Source organism: Streptomyces sp. JW3, assembly GCF_052216785.1.
GTDB lineage: Bacteria > Actinomycetota > Actinomycetes > Streptomycetales > Streptomycetaceae > Streptomyces.
In genome coordinates, this window is record NZ_JBQOUX010000071.1 from 13,887 (window position 1) to 29,267 (window position 15,381).

At 73.0% G+C, this 15,381-nt stretch carries 15 protein-coding genes; 9 read left to right on the forward strand and 6 right to left on the reverse strand.

Going from position 1 to position 15,381, the window contains the following annotated elements; genetic code table 11:
• Nucleotides 1-14 precede the first annotated feature (14 nt).
• Nucleotides 15-2,123, reverse strand: coding sequence for a glycogen debranching protein GlgX (gene glgX, locus ACTT8P_RS25565; protein WP_442834089.1), 2,109 nt, complete (start codon nt 2,121-2,123; stop codon nt 15-17).
• A gap of 104 nt (nt 2,124-2,227) precedes the next feature.
• The gene (locus ACTT8P_RS25570) at nt 2,228-2,485 is read right to left on the reverse strand and encodes a hypothetical protein (protein WP_442834114.1); all 258 of its coding nucleotides are present in this window, start codon (nt 2,483-2,485) and stop codon (nt 2,228-2,230) included.
• On the opposite strand from ACTT8P_RS25570, the gene ACTT8P_RS25575 reads away from it, so the two are divergent.
• Together ACTT8P_RS25575 and ACTT8P_RS25580 are read left to right on the forward strand one after the other, a co-directional pair.
• Entirely contained in the window at nt 2,432-3,691 is a 1,260-nt protein-coding gene (locus tag ACTT8P_RS25575; RefSeq protein ID WP_361172947.1) for an SAV2148 family HEPN domain-containing protein, read from the forward strand. The genes ACTT8P_RS25570 and ACTT8P_RS25575 overlap by 54 nt on opposite strands.
• A 102-nt stretch (nt 3,692-3,793) precedes the next feature.
• Nucleotides 3,794-4,516, forward strand: a complete 723-nt coding sequence (locus tag ACTT8P_RS25580) for a 3'-5' exonuclease (RefSeq protein ID WP_442834090.1) — start codon at nt 3,794-3,796, stop codon at nt 4,514-4,516.
• A gap of 22 nt (nt 4,517-4,538) precedes the next feature.
• On the opposite strand, the gene ACTT8P_RS25585 is transcribed toward ACTT8P_RS25580, so the two are convergent.
• Nucleotides 4,539-5,405, reverse strand: coding sequence for a phosphotransferase enzyme family protein (locus tag ACTT8P_RS25585; protein ID WP_442834091.1), 867 nt, complete (start codon nt 5,403-5,405; stop codon nt 4,539-4,541).
• Nucleotides 5,406-5,553: 148 nt separating this feature from the next.
• On the opposite strand from ACTT8P_RS25585, the gene ACTT8P_RS25590 reads away from it, so the two are divergent.
• The 7 genes from ACTT8P_RS25590 to ACTT8P_RS25620 all read left to right on the forward strand — a co-directional run bounded on the left by ACTT8P_RS25590 (nt 5,554) and on the right by ACTT8P_RS25620 (nt 12,379).
• Nucleotides 5,554-6,465: a carbohydrate ABC transporter permease gene (locus ACTT8P_RS25590; RefSeq protein WP_442834092.1), complete on the forward strand. Its 912-nt coding sequence runs from the start codon at nt 5,554-5,556 to the stop codon at nt 6,463-6,465.
• Complete coding sequence (locus tag ACTT8P_RS25595) at nt 6,462-7,295, forward strand: carbohydrate ABC transporter permease (RefSeq protein ID WP_442834093.1); 834 nt, start codon at nt 6,462-6,464, stop codon at nt 7,293-7,295. The genes ACTT8P_RS25590 and ACTT8P_RS25595 overlap by 4 nt, the downstream gene beginning before the upstream one ends.
• The gene (locus ACTT8P_RS25600) at nt 7,295-8,581 is read left to right on the forward strand and encodes an ABC transporter substrate-binding protein (RefSeq protein WP_442834094.1); all 1,287 of its coding nucleotides are present in this window, start codon (nt 7,295-7,297) and stop codon (nt 8,579-8,581) included. Before ACTT8P_RS25595 ends, ACTT8P_RS25600 begins: the two co-directional genes overlap by 1 nt.
• 76 nt (nt 8,582-8,657) lie before the next feature.
• On the forward strand, nt 8,658-9,863 hold the full coding sequence (gene mgt, locus ACTT8P_RS25605; protein ID WP_442834095.1) for a macrolide-inactivating glycosyltransferase: 1,206 nt from the start codon (nt 8,658-8,660) through the stop codon (nt 9,861-9,863).
• A gap of 98 nt (nt 9,864-9,961) precedes the next feature.
• On the forward strand, nt 9,962-10,522 hold the full coding sequence (locus ACTT8P_RS25610) for a DUF1697 domain-containing protein (protein ID WP_442834096.1): 561 nt from the start codon (nt 9,962-9,964) through the stop codon (nt 10,520-10,522).
• 34 nt (nt 10,523-10,556) lie between these two features.
• Nucleotides 10,557-12,059: a hypothetical protein gene (locus ACTT8P_RS25615; RefSeq protein ID WP_442834097.1), complete on the forward strand. Its 1,503-nt coding sequence runs from the start codon at nt 10,557-10,559 to the stop codon at nt 12,057-12,059.
• Nucleotides 12,056-12,379, forward strand: a complete 324-nt coding sequence (locus ACTT8P_RS25620) for a hypothetical protein (RefSeq protein ID WP_442834098.1) — start codon at nt 12,056-12,058, stop codon at nt 12,377-12,379. The genes ACTT8P_RS25615 and ACTT8P_RS25620 overlap by 4 nt, the downstream gene beginning before the upstream one ends.
• 33 nt (nt 12,380-12,412) lie before the next feature.
• On the opposite strand, the gene ACTT8P_RS25625 is transcribed toward ACTT8P_RS25620, so the two are convergent.
• The 3 genes from ACTT8P_RS25625 to ACTT8P_RS25635 are packed head-to-tail and all read right to left on the reverse strand — an operon-like array spanning nt 12,413 to nt 15,315.
• Nucleotides 12,413-13,750 (reverse strand): protein kinase domain-containing protein, encoded by a 1,338-nt coding sequence (locus ACTT8P_RS25625; protein ID WP_442834099.1) that lies wholly within the window; start codon nt 13,748-13,750, stop codon nt 12,413-12,415.
• A gap of 3 nt (nt 13,751-13,753) precedes the next feature.
• Nucleotides 13,754-14,659 carry a protein phosphatase 2C domain-containing protein gene (locus ACTT8P_RS25630; protein WP_442834100.1) on the reverse strand — a complete coding sequence of 302 codons (906 nt, stop codon included), beginning with the start codon at nt 14,657-14,659 and terminating at the stop codon, nt 13,754-13,756.
• Nucleotides 14,653-15,315: a vWA domain-containing protein gene (locus ACTT8P_RS25635; protein WP_442834113.1), complete on the reverse strand. Its 663-nt coding sequence runs from the start codon at nt 15,313-15,315 to the stop codon at nt 14,653-14,655. Before ACTT8P_RS25635 ends, ACTT8P_RS25630 begins: the two co-directional genes overlap by 7 nt.
• Nucleotides 15,316-15,381 lie beyond the last annotated feature (66 nt).

The window sequence follows — 15,381 nt, forward strand, 5'->3', positions numbered from 1 at the left end:
GCGTACGCGCGGCCCTACACCGGCCGCTGGAGCACGGTCAGGCTCCGGTCCACCAGGGACAGCCGGTCGCCGGCCTGCACCTTGCGGCCGGTGTCCGCGGGCACCCCGTCCGGCAGGGCGGTGTCGACGACCACCTCCCACTGCCGGCCGTGGTCCACCGGGACGACGAAGTCCAGCCGCTTGGGCGAGGCGTTGAACATCAGCAGGAACGAGTCGTCGCCGATGTGCTCCCCGCGCGCCCCCGGCTCCGAGATCGCGTTGCCGTTCAGGAAGACGGTCAGCGCGGAGGCCCGCGCGGAGTTCCAGTCCCGCTGGGTCATCTCCCGGCCCTCGGGGGTGAACCAGGCGATGTCCGACAGCTCGTCGTGGGTGCCCTCCACCGGCCGGCCGTGGAAGAAGCGGCGGCGCCGGAAGACCGGGTGGTCCTTGCGCAGCCACACCATCGCGCGGGTGAACCGCAGCAGGTCGGGGTCGTCGGCGGGCCAGTTGAGCCAGGCCAGTTCGTTGTCCTGGCAGTAGGCGTTGTTGTTGCCCTTTTGGGTGCGGGCGAACTCGTCGCCGTGGCTGATCATGGGCACGCCCTGGGACAGCAGCAGCGTGGCCACGAAGTTCCGCATCTGGCGCCGACGCAGCTCCAGCGCCGCCGGGTCGTCGGTGTCGCCCTCGGCGCCGCAGTTCCAGGACCGGTTGTGGCTCTCGCCGTCCCGGTTGTCCTCGCCGTTGGCGTGGTTGTGCTTGTCGTTGTAGGCCACCAGGTCGTGCAGGGTGAAGCCGTCGTGGCAGGTGACGAAGTTGATCGAGGCCAGCGGACGGCGGCCGTCGTCCTGGTAGAGATCGGAGGAACCGGTCAGCCGGGACGCGAACTCCGCCAGGGTGCGCTGCTCGCCGCGCCACAGGTCGCGCACGGTGTCCCGGTACTTGCCGTTCCACTCGGTCCACAGCGGCGGGAAGTTGCCCACCTGGTAGCCGCCCTCGCCCACGTCCCACGGCTCGGCGATCAGCTTGACCTGGGAGACCACCGGGTCCTGCTGCACCAGGTCGAAGAACGAGGAGAGCCGGTCCACCTCGTGGAACTGCCGGGCCAGGGTGGCCGCCAGATCGAAGCGGAACCCGTCGACATGCATCTCGGTGACCCAGTAGCGCAGCGAGTCCATGATCATCTGGAGTACGTGCGGGGACCGCATGAGCAGCGAGTTCCCGGTGCCCGTGGTGTCCATGTAGTAGCGCGGGTCGTCGGTCAGCCGGTAGTACGACGGGTTGTCGATGCCCTTGAAGGAGAGCGTCGGGCCCAGGTGGTTGCCCTCGGCGGTGTGGTTGTAGACGACGTCCAGGATCACCTCGATGCCGGCCTCGTGCAGCGCCTTGACCGCCGACTTGAACTCCAGCACCTGCTGGCCGCGGTCGCCCCAGGAGGCGTACGCGTTGTGCGGGGCGAAGAAGCCGATGGTGTTGTAGCCCCAGTAGTTGTTCAGCCCCATGTCGACCAGCCGGTGGTCGTTGACGAACTGGTGCACCGGCATCAGCTCCAGCGCCGTCACGCCCAGTTCGGTGAGGTGCTCGATGATCGCCGGGTGCGCCAGGGCCGCGTACGTGCCGCGCAGCTCCTCGGGCAGCCCCGGGTGCCGCATCGTCAGACCCTTGACATGGGCCTCGTAGATCACCGTGTGGTGGTACTCGGTGCGCGGCCGCCGGTCGTCGCCCCAGTCGAAGTACGGGTTGACCACGACCGAGGTCATCGTGTGCGGCGCCGAGTCCAGGTCGTTGCGCCGGTCCGGGTCGTCGAAGTGGTAGCCGTAGACCTCCTCACCCCACTGCACCGAGCCGCTGATCGCACGCGCGTACGGATCGAGGAGCAGCTTCGCCGAGTTGCAGCGCTGCCCGTGCTCGGGCGCGTAGGGGCCGTGCACGCGGTAGCCGTACCGCTGCCCCGGCATCACGCCCGGCAGGTACGCGTGCCGCACGAACGCGTCGCTCTCCCGCAGTTCGACCGCCGTCTCCGAACCGTCGTCGTGCAGCAGACACAGCTCTACTCGGTCGGCGGCCTCCGAGAAGACCGCGAAGTTGGTGCCCGCGCCGTCGTACGTGGCACCGAGTGGATATGCCTCTCCAGGCCAGACCTGCATGGATACGACTCTTTCAGGTGTACGGCGCCGGTGGGGGCGCCTTCGGCCCCGAGTCTCCCCGAAACTGAGGGAAGCAACCCAGCAGGCGCGGTCGACTTCTGCCCTTACCACAGGAGTGCCCCGCTCGCGCCGCCCGTCACCGCTATGAATCCGCTCACTCGGGCACCGCCCGGCGCGCGGAACGAGCCGGTCCGGTCGGGCAGTTGGCGGACGAGCCTGCGCATCAGGCTGCACCGCGCGCCGCTCGCGGAGTACCCTTCCTTGATCGTTGAGACGGGCAGGTCGGGGGAGCGGAAGGCGGTGCGCGGGTGGGCTCGGGAGGGCTGGAGCTGCCCCCTGGTGACGAGGGTCACGAGGGTCATGAGGGGAGCTCCACGAACGTCCCGGCCGGTGCGGTCTCGCTGGCGCGGCCGATGGACGCCGGCGCGATCGGTCCGGAGCTGGAGTGGGACGCCGACGCCTGGCACGAGGTGCGCACCCGGGCCCAGCGGGCCGGCCGCGCCTACATCTGGCTGAACCTGGTCGAGCAGCGGCTGCGGTCCGTGGTGGCCGCCGTGCTGCGGCCGGTCTACGAACCGGTGCACGGCGGCGACGAATGGGTGGTCGCCGCGGCCGGACCGGCCGGCCAGGAGTGGGTGCAGCGCGCGGTCGCGGTCCGCGAGGTCAGCCGCCGCAAGGGCTATCTGCTCGACCCGGCCGACGACAACGTGCTCAGCTTCCTGACCCTGCCCCAGCTGCGCGAGCTGATGGTGCAGCACTGGCCCTGCTTCGAGCCGTACCTGGACGACCGCCGGGACGTGGAGCTGGCCCTGGACGAGCTGGAGGTCACCCGCAATGTCGTCTCCCGCAACCGGGCGCTGTCCGAGGCGGTGCTGAACCAGGCCGAGCGGGCCGCCGCCCGGCTCCTGGAGATGCTCGGCGCGGGCGGCGACGTGCCCTCCGCCCGGCGGCTGCCGGTGGACGCCGTGGAGGACCTGGTCGGCGACCGGTACGCCGACGTGGTCGCCGTGCACTCGGACCGGGTGCGGCTGCTGCGCCAGTTCCCGGCGGAGGACTTCTTCGGCGGCGCCCGCCGCCTCGACGCCATCGGCATCGGCCTCAACCTGCTCGTGCAGAACTTCTCCGGCCGCCGGCTGGTCCGCCTCGCCGAGGCGGGCGGCCGGGTCCGGCTGCTGTTCCTGAACCCGGCCTCCAGCGCCCTGAAGCGGCGCGAGCGCGAACTCGGCATCAAACGCGGCGAGCTGGGCCGGGCCGTGGAGACCAACATCCTGCACATGCGCCGGGTCCGGGCCCGGCTGCGCGACCCGGGGGCCTTCGAGATCCAGGTCTTCGACGAGACGCCCCGCTTCACCGCCTACCTGGTCGACGGCGACGGCGCCGACGGCATCGCCGTCGTGCAGTCCTATCTGCGCCGCACCCGGGGCATGGAGGCACCGGTGCTGGTGCTGCGCAACGGACGAAACGGCAGCAAGGTCGTCAAGTCGGACCATGCGGATGAAGGCGGGCTTTTCCCTACCTATCGCGAGGAGTTCGAGCTGATGTGGGCGGATTCGCGACCGGTTTCCTGACCGGCCGCCCGGTCGGTGTCCGGGTGCGGGCGGCCGGATTGTCAGTGGCCCGTGCGAAGGTGGAGGCCACTGGGGGAAACGCACCGAGAAGGGGGGCCACCCATGGGCTGGCACCGGGAGTTGCTGGTCGGCTTCGACCTGGAGACGACGGGCACCGATCCGCGCGAGGCGCGCATCGTCACGGGCGCCGTGATCGAGGTCAGAGCCGGCGAGCCGCTGGGGCGCCGGGAATGGCTGGCCGATCCCGGCGTGGAGATCCCGGCGGGCGCGGTGGCCGTGCACGGCATCAGCACCGAGCGCGCGGTGGCCGAGGGCCGGCCCGCCGACCAGGTCGCCGACGCCCTCGCCGACGTCCTCGTCTCCTACTGGAAGACGGGCGTCCCGGTCGTCGCCTACAACGCGGCCTTCGACCTCACCCTGCTCACCGCCGAACTGCACCGGTACGGCCTGCCGTCCCTGCCCGACCGACTGGGCGGCCTCGACCCGGCCCCGGTCATCGACCCGTACACCATCGACCGGTCCGTCGACCGCTACCGCCGGGGCAAACGCAACCTGGAGGCGGTCTGCGCCGAGTACGGCGTGCCGCTGGACACCGCCCACGACGCCCTGTCGGACGCCCTCGCGGCGGCCCGGCTGGCCTGCGCGATAGCCGGCCGGCACCCCAAGGTCGCGGCCCTGGCCCCGGCCGAGCTGCACCGCCGGCAGATCGAGTGGTACGCCGAGTGGGCGGCGGACTTCCAGAACTTCCTGCGCCGCAAGGGCGACGCCACGGCGGTGGTCGACGGGGTGTGGCCGGTGCGGGCGGCGGTGGACGAGCGGGTCTGAGTCCGCCCGGTCGGCGGCGGACTCAGAACGGATACCACCGCACCGTCGGATCGCCGTCCCGCAGCGACGCCACCCGGCGCTCGAACTCGGCCAGTGCCTTCGGGTTGCTCGGCGCGTGCTGGGCCACCCAGGCGCAGCTGGCCGTCTCCCGGGCGCCGCGCAGCACCGCGCAGCCGTCCCAGTCGCGCACGTCCCAGCCGTAGGCGGCGGTGAACGCGTCGTACGCCTCGGCGGGCAGGCCGTAGCGGTCGCGGCTGAGGGCGAGCACCACCAGGTCGTGCTCGCGCAGGTCGGTGGAGAAGGTCTCCAGATCGACCAGGACCGGACCGTCCGGGCCGACGTGCACGTTGCGCGGCAGCGCGTCACCGTGGATCGGGCCCGGCGGCAACTGGGGGACCAGCGCCGCGGCGGCCGTCGCGAAACCGTCGCGGCGGGCCCGCAGGAACTCCGCGTCGGCCGGATCGATCGCGCTGCCCGCCAGCCGCAGCCAGCGCTCCACCCCGCCCAGCAGTTCGCGCGGCGGCAGTCCGAAGGAGGGAACGGGCAGTGCGTGCACGACCCGCAGCAGCGGCGCCAGGTCCCGGGGTTCGGCCGGCCGCACCGGATCGGGCAGCCGGTGCCACACGGTCACCGGGTGGCCTTCGACGGACAGCGCCTCGGGCGCGGCCGCCCGGACCGCCGGCACCCCGGCCCCGGCCAGCCACAGGGCGACGGCCAGCTCCCGGCGGGCCCGGTCCAGCAGCCCGGCGTCGCGGCCCACCTTGACCACCAGGCCGTCGGCGGCGAACACGGCGTTCTCGCCCAGCGAGAGCAGCCGCGCGTGCGCCGCCGAACCGGGCGGCAACACGTCCGCCGCGCCCAGTACCTCCCGCGCCCGTGCCTCGTCCATCGTTCGCCTCCGTGCTCCGAATCCCGACCCAGTGTCGCATTCACACAGGTCGGGGCGGGGTGCGAGGTCCCTTGACGGGGCGCGCCGGCTTCATGACCATGACCAGGCCCGTCCGTGTCGCGCAAAGGTGCACAAAGGAGCTGATCCGGTGACGAAGACGGCCGAGCCGGCCAGGAAACCCGCGCGCCGCGCCGCCGGGCCCGGCGCCTGGTTCCTGGTGCTGCCCGCCCTGATCCCCATCCTGGTGCTCAGCGTCGGCCCGCTGCTCTACGGCGTCCTGCTGGCCTTCACCGACGCCCAGTCGGGCCGCACCGAACCCACCGAGTGGATCGGCACCCTGAACTTCCAGGACCTGCTGCACGACACGCTGTTCTGGGAGTCGTTCCGCATCGGCCTGCTGTGGGCCGTCGGCGTGACCGTGCCGCAGTTCCTGCTCGCCCTCGGCCTCGCCCTGCTGCTCTGCCAGGACCTGAAGCTGCGCTGGCTGGCCCGCGCGCTGGCCGTCATCCCCTGGGCGATGCCCGAGGTGGTCGTCGGCATCATGTGGCGCCTGGTCTACAACCCGGACGCCGGCCTCCTCAACGAGACGCTGCGCGACCTCGGTCTGGGCGACGGCCGGGACTGGCTCAGTGGCCTCGGGACCGCGCTGCCCGCCGTCATCGTGGTCGGCGTCTGGGCGGGCCTGCCGCAGACCACGGTCACCCTGCTCGCCGGGCTCCAGAACACCCCGCGCGAACTGCACGAGGCCGCCGCGGTCGACGGCGCGGGCGCCTGGCGCCGGTTCCGCGCGGTGACCTGGCCGGCCCTGAGACCGGTCGCCCTCGCCGTCACCGCGCTCAACCTGATCTGGAACTTCAACTCCTTCGCCCTGGTCTACGTGCTCACCGGCGGCGGCCCCGGCGGCCGCACCCGGCTGCCGATGCTCTTCGCCTACGAAGAGGCGTTCCGCTACGGGCAGTTCGGCTACGCGGCGGCGATGGGCTGCGTGCTGGTCGCCGTGATATCGGTCTTGCTGGCCGTCTTCCTCGTCGGCCGGCTCAAGGGAGGTGACGAGCGTTGAGGACCTCGATCCGGGCCCGCGCGGGCCAGTACACCGCACTGCTGGCCTACCTGATCTTCCTCGCCTTCCCGTTCCTCTGGCTCGTCTCCACCGCCTTCAAGCCGCCGCGCGAGCTGGCCAGTCTGCACCCCAGCTGGATCCCGCACGACCCCACCCTCGCCAACTTCCGCCGGGCCTTCGACGAACAGCCGCTGCTGCGCGCCGGGCTCAACTCCCTGCTGGCCGCGCTCGGCGCCGCGCTGATCGCGGTGCTGATCGCGACGCCGATGGCGTACGTCATGGCCCGGCGCCGCTCCTGGCTCACCAGGGCGGCCACCGGCTGGGTGGTGGTCAGCCAGGCGTTCCCGTTCGTGCTGCTGATCATCCCGCTGTTCCTGGTGCTGAAGAACCTGCGGCTGATCGACTCGGCGCCGGGTCTGGTGCTGGTGTACGTGGTGTGGTCACTGCCGTTCGCCCTGTGGATGCTGGCCGGGTACGTGCGCGCCGTGCCGGCCGAACTGGAGGAGGCGGCGGCGGTCGACGGGGCCGGGCGGCTGCGCACCCTGGTGTCGGTGACCGCGCCGCTGCTCGCGCCGGGCATCGTGGCGACGGCACTGTTCGCGTTCATCACCGCCTGGAACGAGTTCTTCTTCGCGCTGGTGCTGCTGAAGACCCCGGAGAAACAGACGCTCCCCGTGGTGCTCACCCACTTCCTCGGCGCCGAGGGCGCGGCCGACCTCGGCCCGCTCGCGGCGGCGGCGTTCCTGGCGACACTGCCCTCACTGGTGGTGTTCGCCGTCATCCAGCGACGGATCACGGGCGGCATGCTCGCCGGGGCGGTGAAGAGCTGATGCGGACGAGGATCATCGCCTTGACGGCCGTCCTGTTCCTGCTGCTCGCGGGCTGCACCGGAGGCGGCGGCGCCGGGGACGACGACGGTCGGATCACCCTCCGTTTCCAGTCGCTGGCCTGGCAGCAGGAGTCCGTGGCCGCCACCAAGGACCTGGTCGCGGAGTGGAACGCCGCCCATCCGGACATCCACGTCGAGTACGTCCAGGGCAGCTGGGACAGCGTCCACGACCAGCTGCTCACCTCCTTCGAAGGCGGCGAGGCGCCGGACGTCATCCACGACGCCTCCGACGACCTCGCCGACTTCGCCTACGGCGGCTACCTGGCCGACCTCGGCGACCTGCTGCCCGCGCGACTGCGCGCGGACATCCCTGCGAGCGGCTGGCAGTCGGTCACCTTCGGCGACGGGATCTACGGGGTGCCGTTCCTCCAGGAGCCGCGGGTGCTGATCGCCAACGCGAAGCTGCTGGACGCGTCGGGCGTGCGGATACCGACGGTCCAACGGCCGTGGAGCTGGACGGAGTTCCGGCAGGTGGCCAAGCGGCTGAGCGGACCCGGGCGGTACGGGGTGGCCTGGCCGCTCAAGGAGCCGGTGTCGGCCTCGCTCAACCTGTCGCTGTCGGCGGGCGGCCGGCTCTTCCACCGAGGGGCGGACGGCAAGGTCACCGTCCGCGTCGAGGCGGGCGACGAGGTGGTGCCGCGCACCATCCACGACCAGGTCGGCACCGACCGCAGCGCCTCGCCGACGACGCTGGGCAGCGGCGGTTCCGACACGCTGCCCGGGTTCTTCGGCGGCAAGTACGCGATGGTGCCGCTCGGGTTCTCCTACCGGCAGCAGATCGCGCAGCAGGCCCCCGAGGGGTTCGAGTGGCGGGTGCTGCCCGCGCCGGCCGGGGCCGGCGGGCTCGCCCAGGGAGTCAGTCCGCAGACGCTGTCCATCGCGGCGGACAGCCCGCACAAGGCGGCGGCCGCCGCCTTCCTCGACTTCCTGCTCCGGCCGCGCAACATGGTGCGGCTCGCGCTCGGGGACTGGATGCTGCCCACCGGGACCGCGGCCCTGCGCAGTCCCGCGCTGCGCACGGAGCGGGACGGCTGGGCTGTCGGAACGGCGCTCGCCGGCTCGCTGCGGCCGGCCCCGGCCCAGTCGGTACGGGGATACGCCGAGTGGAAGGACAAGGTGGCCACGCCCGCGTTCCAGGAGTACTACAGCGGGGCCATCGGGGCGGGGGAGCTGCGGGAGCGGTTGGAGGAGGACGGGAATCTGGTGCTGGCCCGCTATCAGCGGTGATGTTCGCGGTGAGGAGCCGGCGCCGGGACGGCGAAATGAATTGTACGAGACGTCTCGTCTCGCCTACTGTCGGCGCATGACCAGTCGCGCCCATCTCGCCATGTTCTCCGTCGCCGCCCACGGCCATGTGAACCCCAGCCTGGAGGTGATCCGCGAACTCGTCGCCCGGGGCCACCGGGTGACGTACGCCATCCCGCCCGCGTTCGCCGCGAAGGTCGCCGGGACCGGCGCCGAGCCGAAGCTCTGGAACAGCACGCTGCCCGGCCCCGACGCCGACCCGGCCGCCTGGGGCAGCACCCTGCTGGACAACGTGGAGCCGTTCCTGGCCGACGCGATCCAGGCGCTGCCGCAGCTCGTCGCGGCGTACGAGGGCGACGAGCCGGACCTCGTCCTGCACGACATCACCTCCTACCCGGCCCGGGTCCTCGCCCACCGCTGGGGCGTACCGGCGATCTCCCTCTCCCCGAACCTGGTCGCCTGGGAGGGCTACGAGCAGGAGGTCGCGGAGCCGATGTGGGAGGAGCCGCTGAAGACCGAACGCGGACAGGCGTACTACGCCCGGTTCAGCGGCTGGCTCGCGGCGAACGGGATCACCCAGCACCCGGACCCGTTCGCCGGCCGTCCCGACCGCTCCCTGGTGCTGATCCCCAAGGCGCTCCAGCCGAACGCCGACCGGGTCGACGAGTCGACGTACACGTTCGTCGGCGCCTGCCAGGGGGACCGGAGCGCCGAGGGGACGTGGCAGCGGCCGACCGGTGCCGACAAGGTCGTGCTGGTCTCGCTCGGCTCGTCCTTCACCAAGCAGCCGGCCTTCTACCGGGAGTGCGTGCGGGCGTTCGGCGCGCTGCCGGGCTGGCACCTGGTGCTCCAGGTGGGCCGGCACGTCGACCCGGCCGAGCTGGGCGACCTGCCGGAGAACGTGGAGGTGCGGTCCTGGGTTCCGCAGCTGGCGATCCTGCGGCAGGCGGACCTCTTCGTCACCCACGCGGGCGCGGGCGGCAGCCAGGAGGGACTGGCCACGGCCACCCCGATGATCGCCGTACCGCAGGCCGTGGACCAGTTCGGGAACGCGGACCTGCTGCAGGGGCTCGGCGTCGCCCGGAAGCTGCTGACCGAGGAGGCGACCGCCGAGGCGCTGCGCACGGCCGCGCTCGCCCTGCTCGACGACCCGGAGGTGGCCCGGCGGCTGGCGGGCATCCAGGCGGAGATGGCCGCGGAGGGCGGTACCCGGCGGGCGGCCGACCTGATCGAGGCGGAACTGGCCGCCGCGCGGAAGGGGTAGGAGCGGAGCCGCGCGGACCTGCGGCCGTCGGGCCCGCCCCCCGGGGCACGACGGCCGCCGTACGCCCGGATGTCAGAGGCCCGCTCTATCGTGTGCGCATGACGACGACGTACGCGGCGCTGCTGCGCGGGATCAACGTGGGCGGCAGCAGGAAGGTCCCGATGGCGGACCTGCGGGCGCTGCTCGAAGAGCTCGGGCACGGCGCCGTGCGCACCCATCTCCAGAGCGGGCAGGCCGTGTTCCGTGCCGGGTCCGGCGACGAGGAGTCGCTGGCGGCCGGGCTGGCGGCGGCGATCGAGCGGCGGTTCGGGTTCGCGGTGGACGTCATCGTGCGCGACCACGCCTATCTGCGGGCCGTCGTCGACGCGTGCCCGTTCCCGGCCGCCGAACTCGCGCCCAAACAACTGCACGTCACCTACTTCTCCGCGCCGGTCGACGCCGGGCGTTTCGCCGAGATCGACCGAGCGGCCTGTCTGCCCGAGGAGTTCCGGCTCGGCGACCGGGCCCTCTACCTCTACGCGCCGGACGGCCTCGGCCGCTCCAGGCTCGCCGAGCTGCTCTCCCGGCCGCGCGTCACCAAGGGCGTCGTCGCGACCACCCGCAACTGGAACACCGTCGAGAAGCTGGTGGAGCTGACGGCGCCCCGAGCCGCTGGTTAAGGTGGGCCGGAGTACGGGGGAAGGGCGTGGCACCGTGGGGGCCAGGACACTGCCGGCGCTGCCGCAGTACCGCAAGGACGGGGTCACCCGGCGGCTGTGCGCCGCCGTCCACCTCGACGAGCGGTTCGCCCGCTGGGCCGACCGGGAGCTCACCGGGGACCGGCTGACCTCGCCCGGACTCACCCTCGGCATCAACTTCGTCGCCCTCGCCCGGCACGCCCGCGCCGCCGTCGTGCGCCGCGACACGCTGGACCGGCAGCTCACCTGGCTCGCCGCCGCCCTGGTGGCCGCGCTGCTGGTCGCCGGGTGGGGACTGGTCGCCGGGCTCGACTCGGTCGCCCTGGTCGGGATCTACGGGCCGCTCACCGTCCTCGGCGCCTCCTGGTGGCTGATCCACCGCGCGGAGTCCCAGGCCCGCGCCGCGGCCCGCGCGGTGTTCGTGGGCACCGGGAAGGCCGAGGCCCTCGCCCCGCCGGTGCACCCCGAGACGGAGGCGTGGCTGCACGAACTCAAGCGGGCCAACGCGCTGCCCTACGCCGACGCGGCCGCCCTGACCACCCCCTTCGTCGGCAGCGGCACCAAGATCAAGGAAGTGGTCTGGCAGCCCGTCGACGTCAGCCGGCCGGCCGAGGCACCCGGCGGCGGCACCCTCCCGCCCCGCCCGTTCGACGCCGTCGACCTGCACACCTACGTGGCCCGGCAGATGGAGTCCATCGCGGGCCTCGCGGGCCTGCGGGTCAGGAACCGGCTCTACGTCCTCGGCAGCCACGCCCACCTGCTGCCCGAACTGGTCCCCGACCGCACCGCCCGCCCGCGCGCCCAGCTCCCCAAACAGCTGGTGCAGGCCGGCCTGCTCACCCCCGGCGCGGGCATGCGCACCCACCTGTGCCTGGAACGGGTCGGCGAGGGCGGCCGGGTGGTCGTCAGCATGTATCTGCGGGCGATCCTGCACCATCCCCACCTGACCTGGGAGGTGGCCGCCTACGTCATCCCGCCGCTCGGCGGGCGCTTCGACCGGGTGGACCGGCTGCCGGTGGCCCCGTTCGACCGGTCGTGGAGCCTGGTCGCGTACGCCACCTCGCACCTGTGGCCCGACCTGCGCGGCGCGCCGGGACGGCGCCGCGCCCGCCGGCGCCGGGCCCGGCAGGACGCGCGGGCGCTGGCCAGGCGGCGCCGGGAGATCACCGACCAGCACCTGCTGGTCGACCACGGCGCCGACGGCAGTGTGCGGGCCCGGCTCGGCGACTGGGCGGAGGCCGGGTACGCCGAGCGGATCGACGCGCAGGACTACCTCTTCCGGCTTCAGCAGGGCGTACTGGTGGCCACCGAACGGTTCCTGACGGACCACCACATCGACACCAGCTCCTTCGACCGGGCGCGGCAGGTCATCAGCACGCAGACGTACCACATCTCCGGTGACATCACCGGCCCCAGCAACATCGGCACCGGCGGCCAGATCACCGTCAACGGACCGCCCGGGCCGCACGGCCCCGGCGGTCCGGCGGCGGCCCAGGGCCAGGGAGGACCCACCCCATGAGCACGTACAACTTCCACGGGAACATCAGCGGCCCGGCCAACTTCGGCGACCACGGACGGATCGAGATCAACCACGGTCCGGACCCGGCCGCCGTACTGGCGCTCGCGGACCGGCTGGTGGAGCGGCTGCGCGGGGAGCAGCCGGCGCTGGCGGCCGACGCGGAGGTCATCCAGGGCGAGCTGATGCGCGCCGGCCAGGAGGGCCGGGCCGCCGACCGGGGCCGCATCCGGGCCGCGCTGGAGACCATCGGCGTCGGCGTGGCGGCGGGCAGCGGCAGCCTGGCGCTGGCTCAGGAACTGGGGCGTGCGCTGGGCTTGTGACGACCCCTCACCTGGCACGCCTGTGAGGTGCCGTCACCTCGCGTGCACCACCGCCCGCGCCCCCTCCCCGAGGTCCAGTTCCAGGCCGGCCCGCAGCGGGACCGTCTGGCCGGGCCCGATCCGCTGGAGGGTGCCGTCGGAGCGGGTGCCGGTCCAGGTCCGCTCGGAGCGGTTGGCGATGCCGAACCGGCCCGGCTTGGCGGGGTGTTCCACCAGCTCCGCGACGAGCGCGGCGTCCGAGCAGTCGTGCCGCTCCGGCTCCGGCAGCAGATGGTGCGCCTGCACCCGGGCCGCCCGGCCCAGCCGGATGTGGTGCCCGGCGCGCGGCGGCGGCGTGGTCACCTCAAGGCGGGGCGGCAGCACCACCTGCGCCCCGCACCCCCAGCAGGCCCGGGGCGGCGGGTTCGCACCCGGCTCCGTCATGTTCTGCCGCCCGCAGGCCGCGCACTCCACCACCGCGTCCAGCACCGCCCGCAGCGCGTCCCGCCACTCCGACTCGCGCACCCGCGTCGCCGGATCGCGCAGCCCGGTGGTGAAGACCCGGCGGAACAGCTCCCGCAGCCGCTCCGCCGTCGCCTCCCAGGTGGCCAGCACGGTGGTGTGCTCCATCGGGTCGGGCGCGTTGGCGTCGTCGGCCGGATCGAACACGAACAGCGGATCACGGCCGTACAGCTTGCGTTCCGCCGCGTCGTCCAGGCAGTGGATGCCCAGCTCCCGGCGGCCCTCGAAGGGGTGGTGGTTCATCAGCAGCATGAACAGCAGCACGGCCAGCGAATGCAGGTCGGACTGGGTGCCGGGGTGCGCCCCCGGATCGCCCCGCACCAGCTCCGGGGCCATGAACTTCATGGTGCCGGAGATGCCGCTGACATCGCCCTCCACCACCGCGTTGTCGTTGTCGCAGACCAGCACCTCGCCGGTGGCCGGGTCGAAGAAGATGTTGCCCCAGGAGATGTCCCGGTAGGCGACGCCCCGCATGTGCAGTGCCTGGTACGCCTCCACCGTGTACAGACAGGCCCGCAGCAGCGCCCGGGTGTTGGTGCGCAGCCGGCGGCGGAACAGCTCGGGCAGCCCCTTGAACCGCTCGGGGCGCAGCGCCATCAGATAGCCGAAGGAACCGCCGTACGGCCCCACATGGGCCTCGGGCCACAGGAACCGGTCGTCGTGGAAGTCCCGGTGCACCAGGTCCCGGACGATCGCCTCCTGCTGCGGGGTGGCCGACGTCGGGTAGTACCACTTCAGGGCCTTCTCGCCGGTCCAGGTCGCGACCCGGTACACCTCCCCCTGCCCGCCGGCCCCCAGCAGGCCGAGGATCTCGACCTCGTCCCCGTGCTCCGTGGCCAGCCGCGTGCCGCCGTCCAGCATGCCGCTCATGTCTCAGCTCTCCGTCTTTCGTTCGCATAGTCGTTCGGCTTCGGCTTCGGCTTCGGCTTCGGCTTCGGGGCCCGGGGCCCGCAGTGCCGCCGTGAGGGTGGTGTCGTCGCCCGAGTGCCGCGCGGCCTGCGCCAGCCACTGGGGCAGCAGATCCCGTACGCCCGCGCCGCCGCCGTCCGCGGCCAGCCGGTCGCGGAGGTCCGCGACGAACGCCGCGTACCCGTCGGCCGCCGCGAAGCTCTTGGACAGCCCGTCCGTCGACAGCACCACCAGCCGGGGCAGCCGGGCCTGTTCGAACACCGGCGCCCAGTGCATCCGCATCTGCCGCCAGGCACGCGGCGCGCACAGCGAGTCCGTCTCGTCCCCGAGCGCCTCCTCGGCCGGCGCCAACGGCCGCTCCAGCGTGCCGTCGTGCGCCACCACCGCCAGATCGCCGTCGCCGAGCTGCCAGGCCACCAGCAGCCACGGCGTGAGCACCGCGCCGATCAGCGTGGTGCCGTACAGCCGCAGCCTCTCGTCGGCCCCCGGCCGCGGCCCGGTGCCGTCGGCGACCGGGCGGTGCCGGTCCCAGTGCCCGAGCGCCGCCGCCCGCCACTCCCGCACCAGGGCGCGCGGGAAGTCGTCCCGGGCGTACGTCATCAGCCGGGCAAGCCGGCCCGAATCGTGGCAGTCGTGGGCCGCCCGGCCGAACTCGGCGGCCAGCACCGTGAAGCGGTCCACGGCGAACCGCGCGCCCAGCTCACTGCGGGCGTACGCGGGCGACCCGTGGCCGTCCGCCACCGCCAGCACCAGCGGGTCCGCCGCGCTGCCCGCGCCCTGGCACACGTACCAGTCCTGATTGCACCGCTTGCCGACGCCCGGGACGCTCTCGCCGAGGGTCTCCCAAGGCCGTACCCGGAGCGTCACCACACGTCGTCGTCATCGTCGTCGTCCAGGACCGGCGGGGCGAACGGCTGCTTGACCGTCGGGTCCTCCTGTCCCGCCATCGGCTGCGAGGCGGCCTTCACCGCCGCGGTGGACGCCCACCGGATGGCCGCGGCGAGCTGCTTGCCGTTGTGCGCCTCCAGCGGCTTGAACTCCGGGTTGCCGATGAACTCCTGGAGTACGCCCTTGTCGGCGTCCTGGCCGATCGCGATGGCGATCCGGACCGCCTTGCGGCCCCAGGGCGTCGCGTCGACCGCCGCCAGGCCGGCCCGCCAGTCGTCGGTGGGCACGCCGTCCGACACCAGCGCCAGCACCGGCTTCAGCGCGCGCTGCGGCATCGGCGGGGTCTGGAGCTCCCGGGCGGCCAGGGTGAGTGCCTCGCCCAGGTTGGTCATGCCGTCCACCTCGACGTCCTGCCAGGTGAAGTCGTCGACCGGGACCGGCGCCTGGTGCAGCCACTGGGCCGTGGTGGAGAAGGTGATGGTGCGCAGCAGCAACTGCGCCGCCGGGTTGTCGTCGGCCACCGCCCGCATCTCGGGCAGCGCCTCACGGATCGCGTAGTTCAGCTTGGCGATCTTGTCGCCCTGCATCGAGTACGAGCAGTCGAGCAGCCAGATGAAGTGGACCGGCCGGTTCGCCATCGGCCCGCCGGGGATGTCGCTCACGTGGTCGTCGCCTTTCTGTCAGTCGGGTCTGTCAGCGGGTAA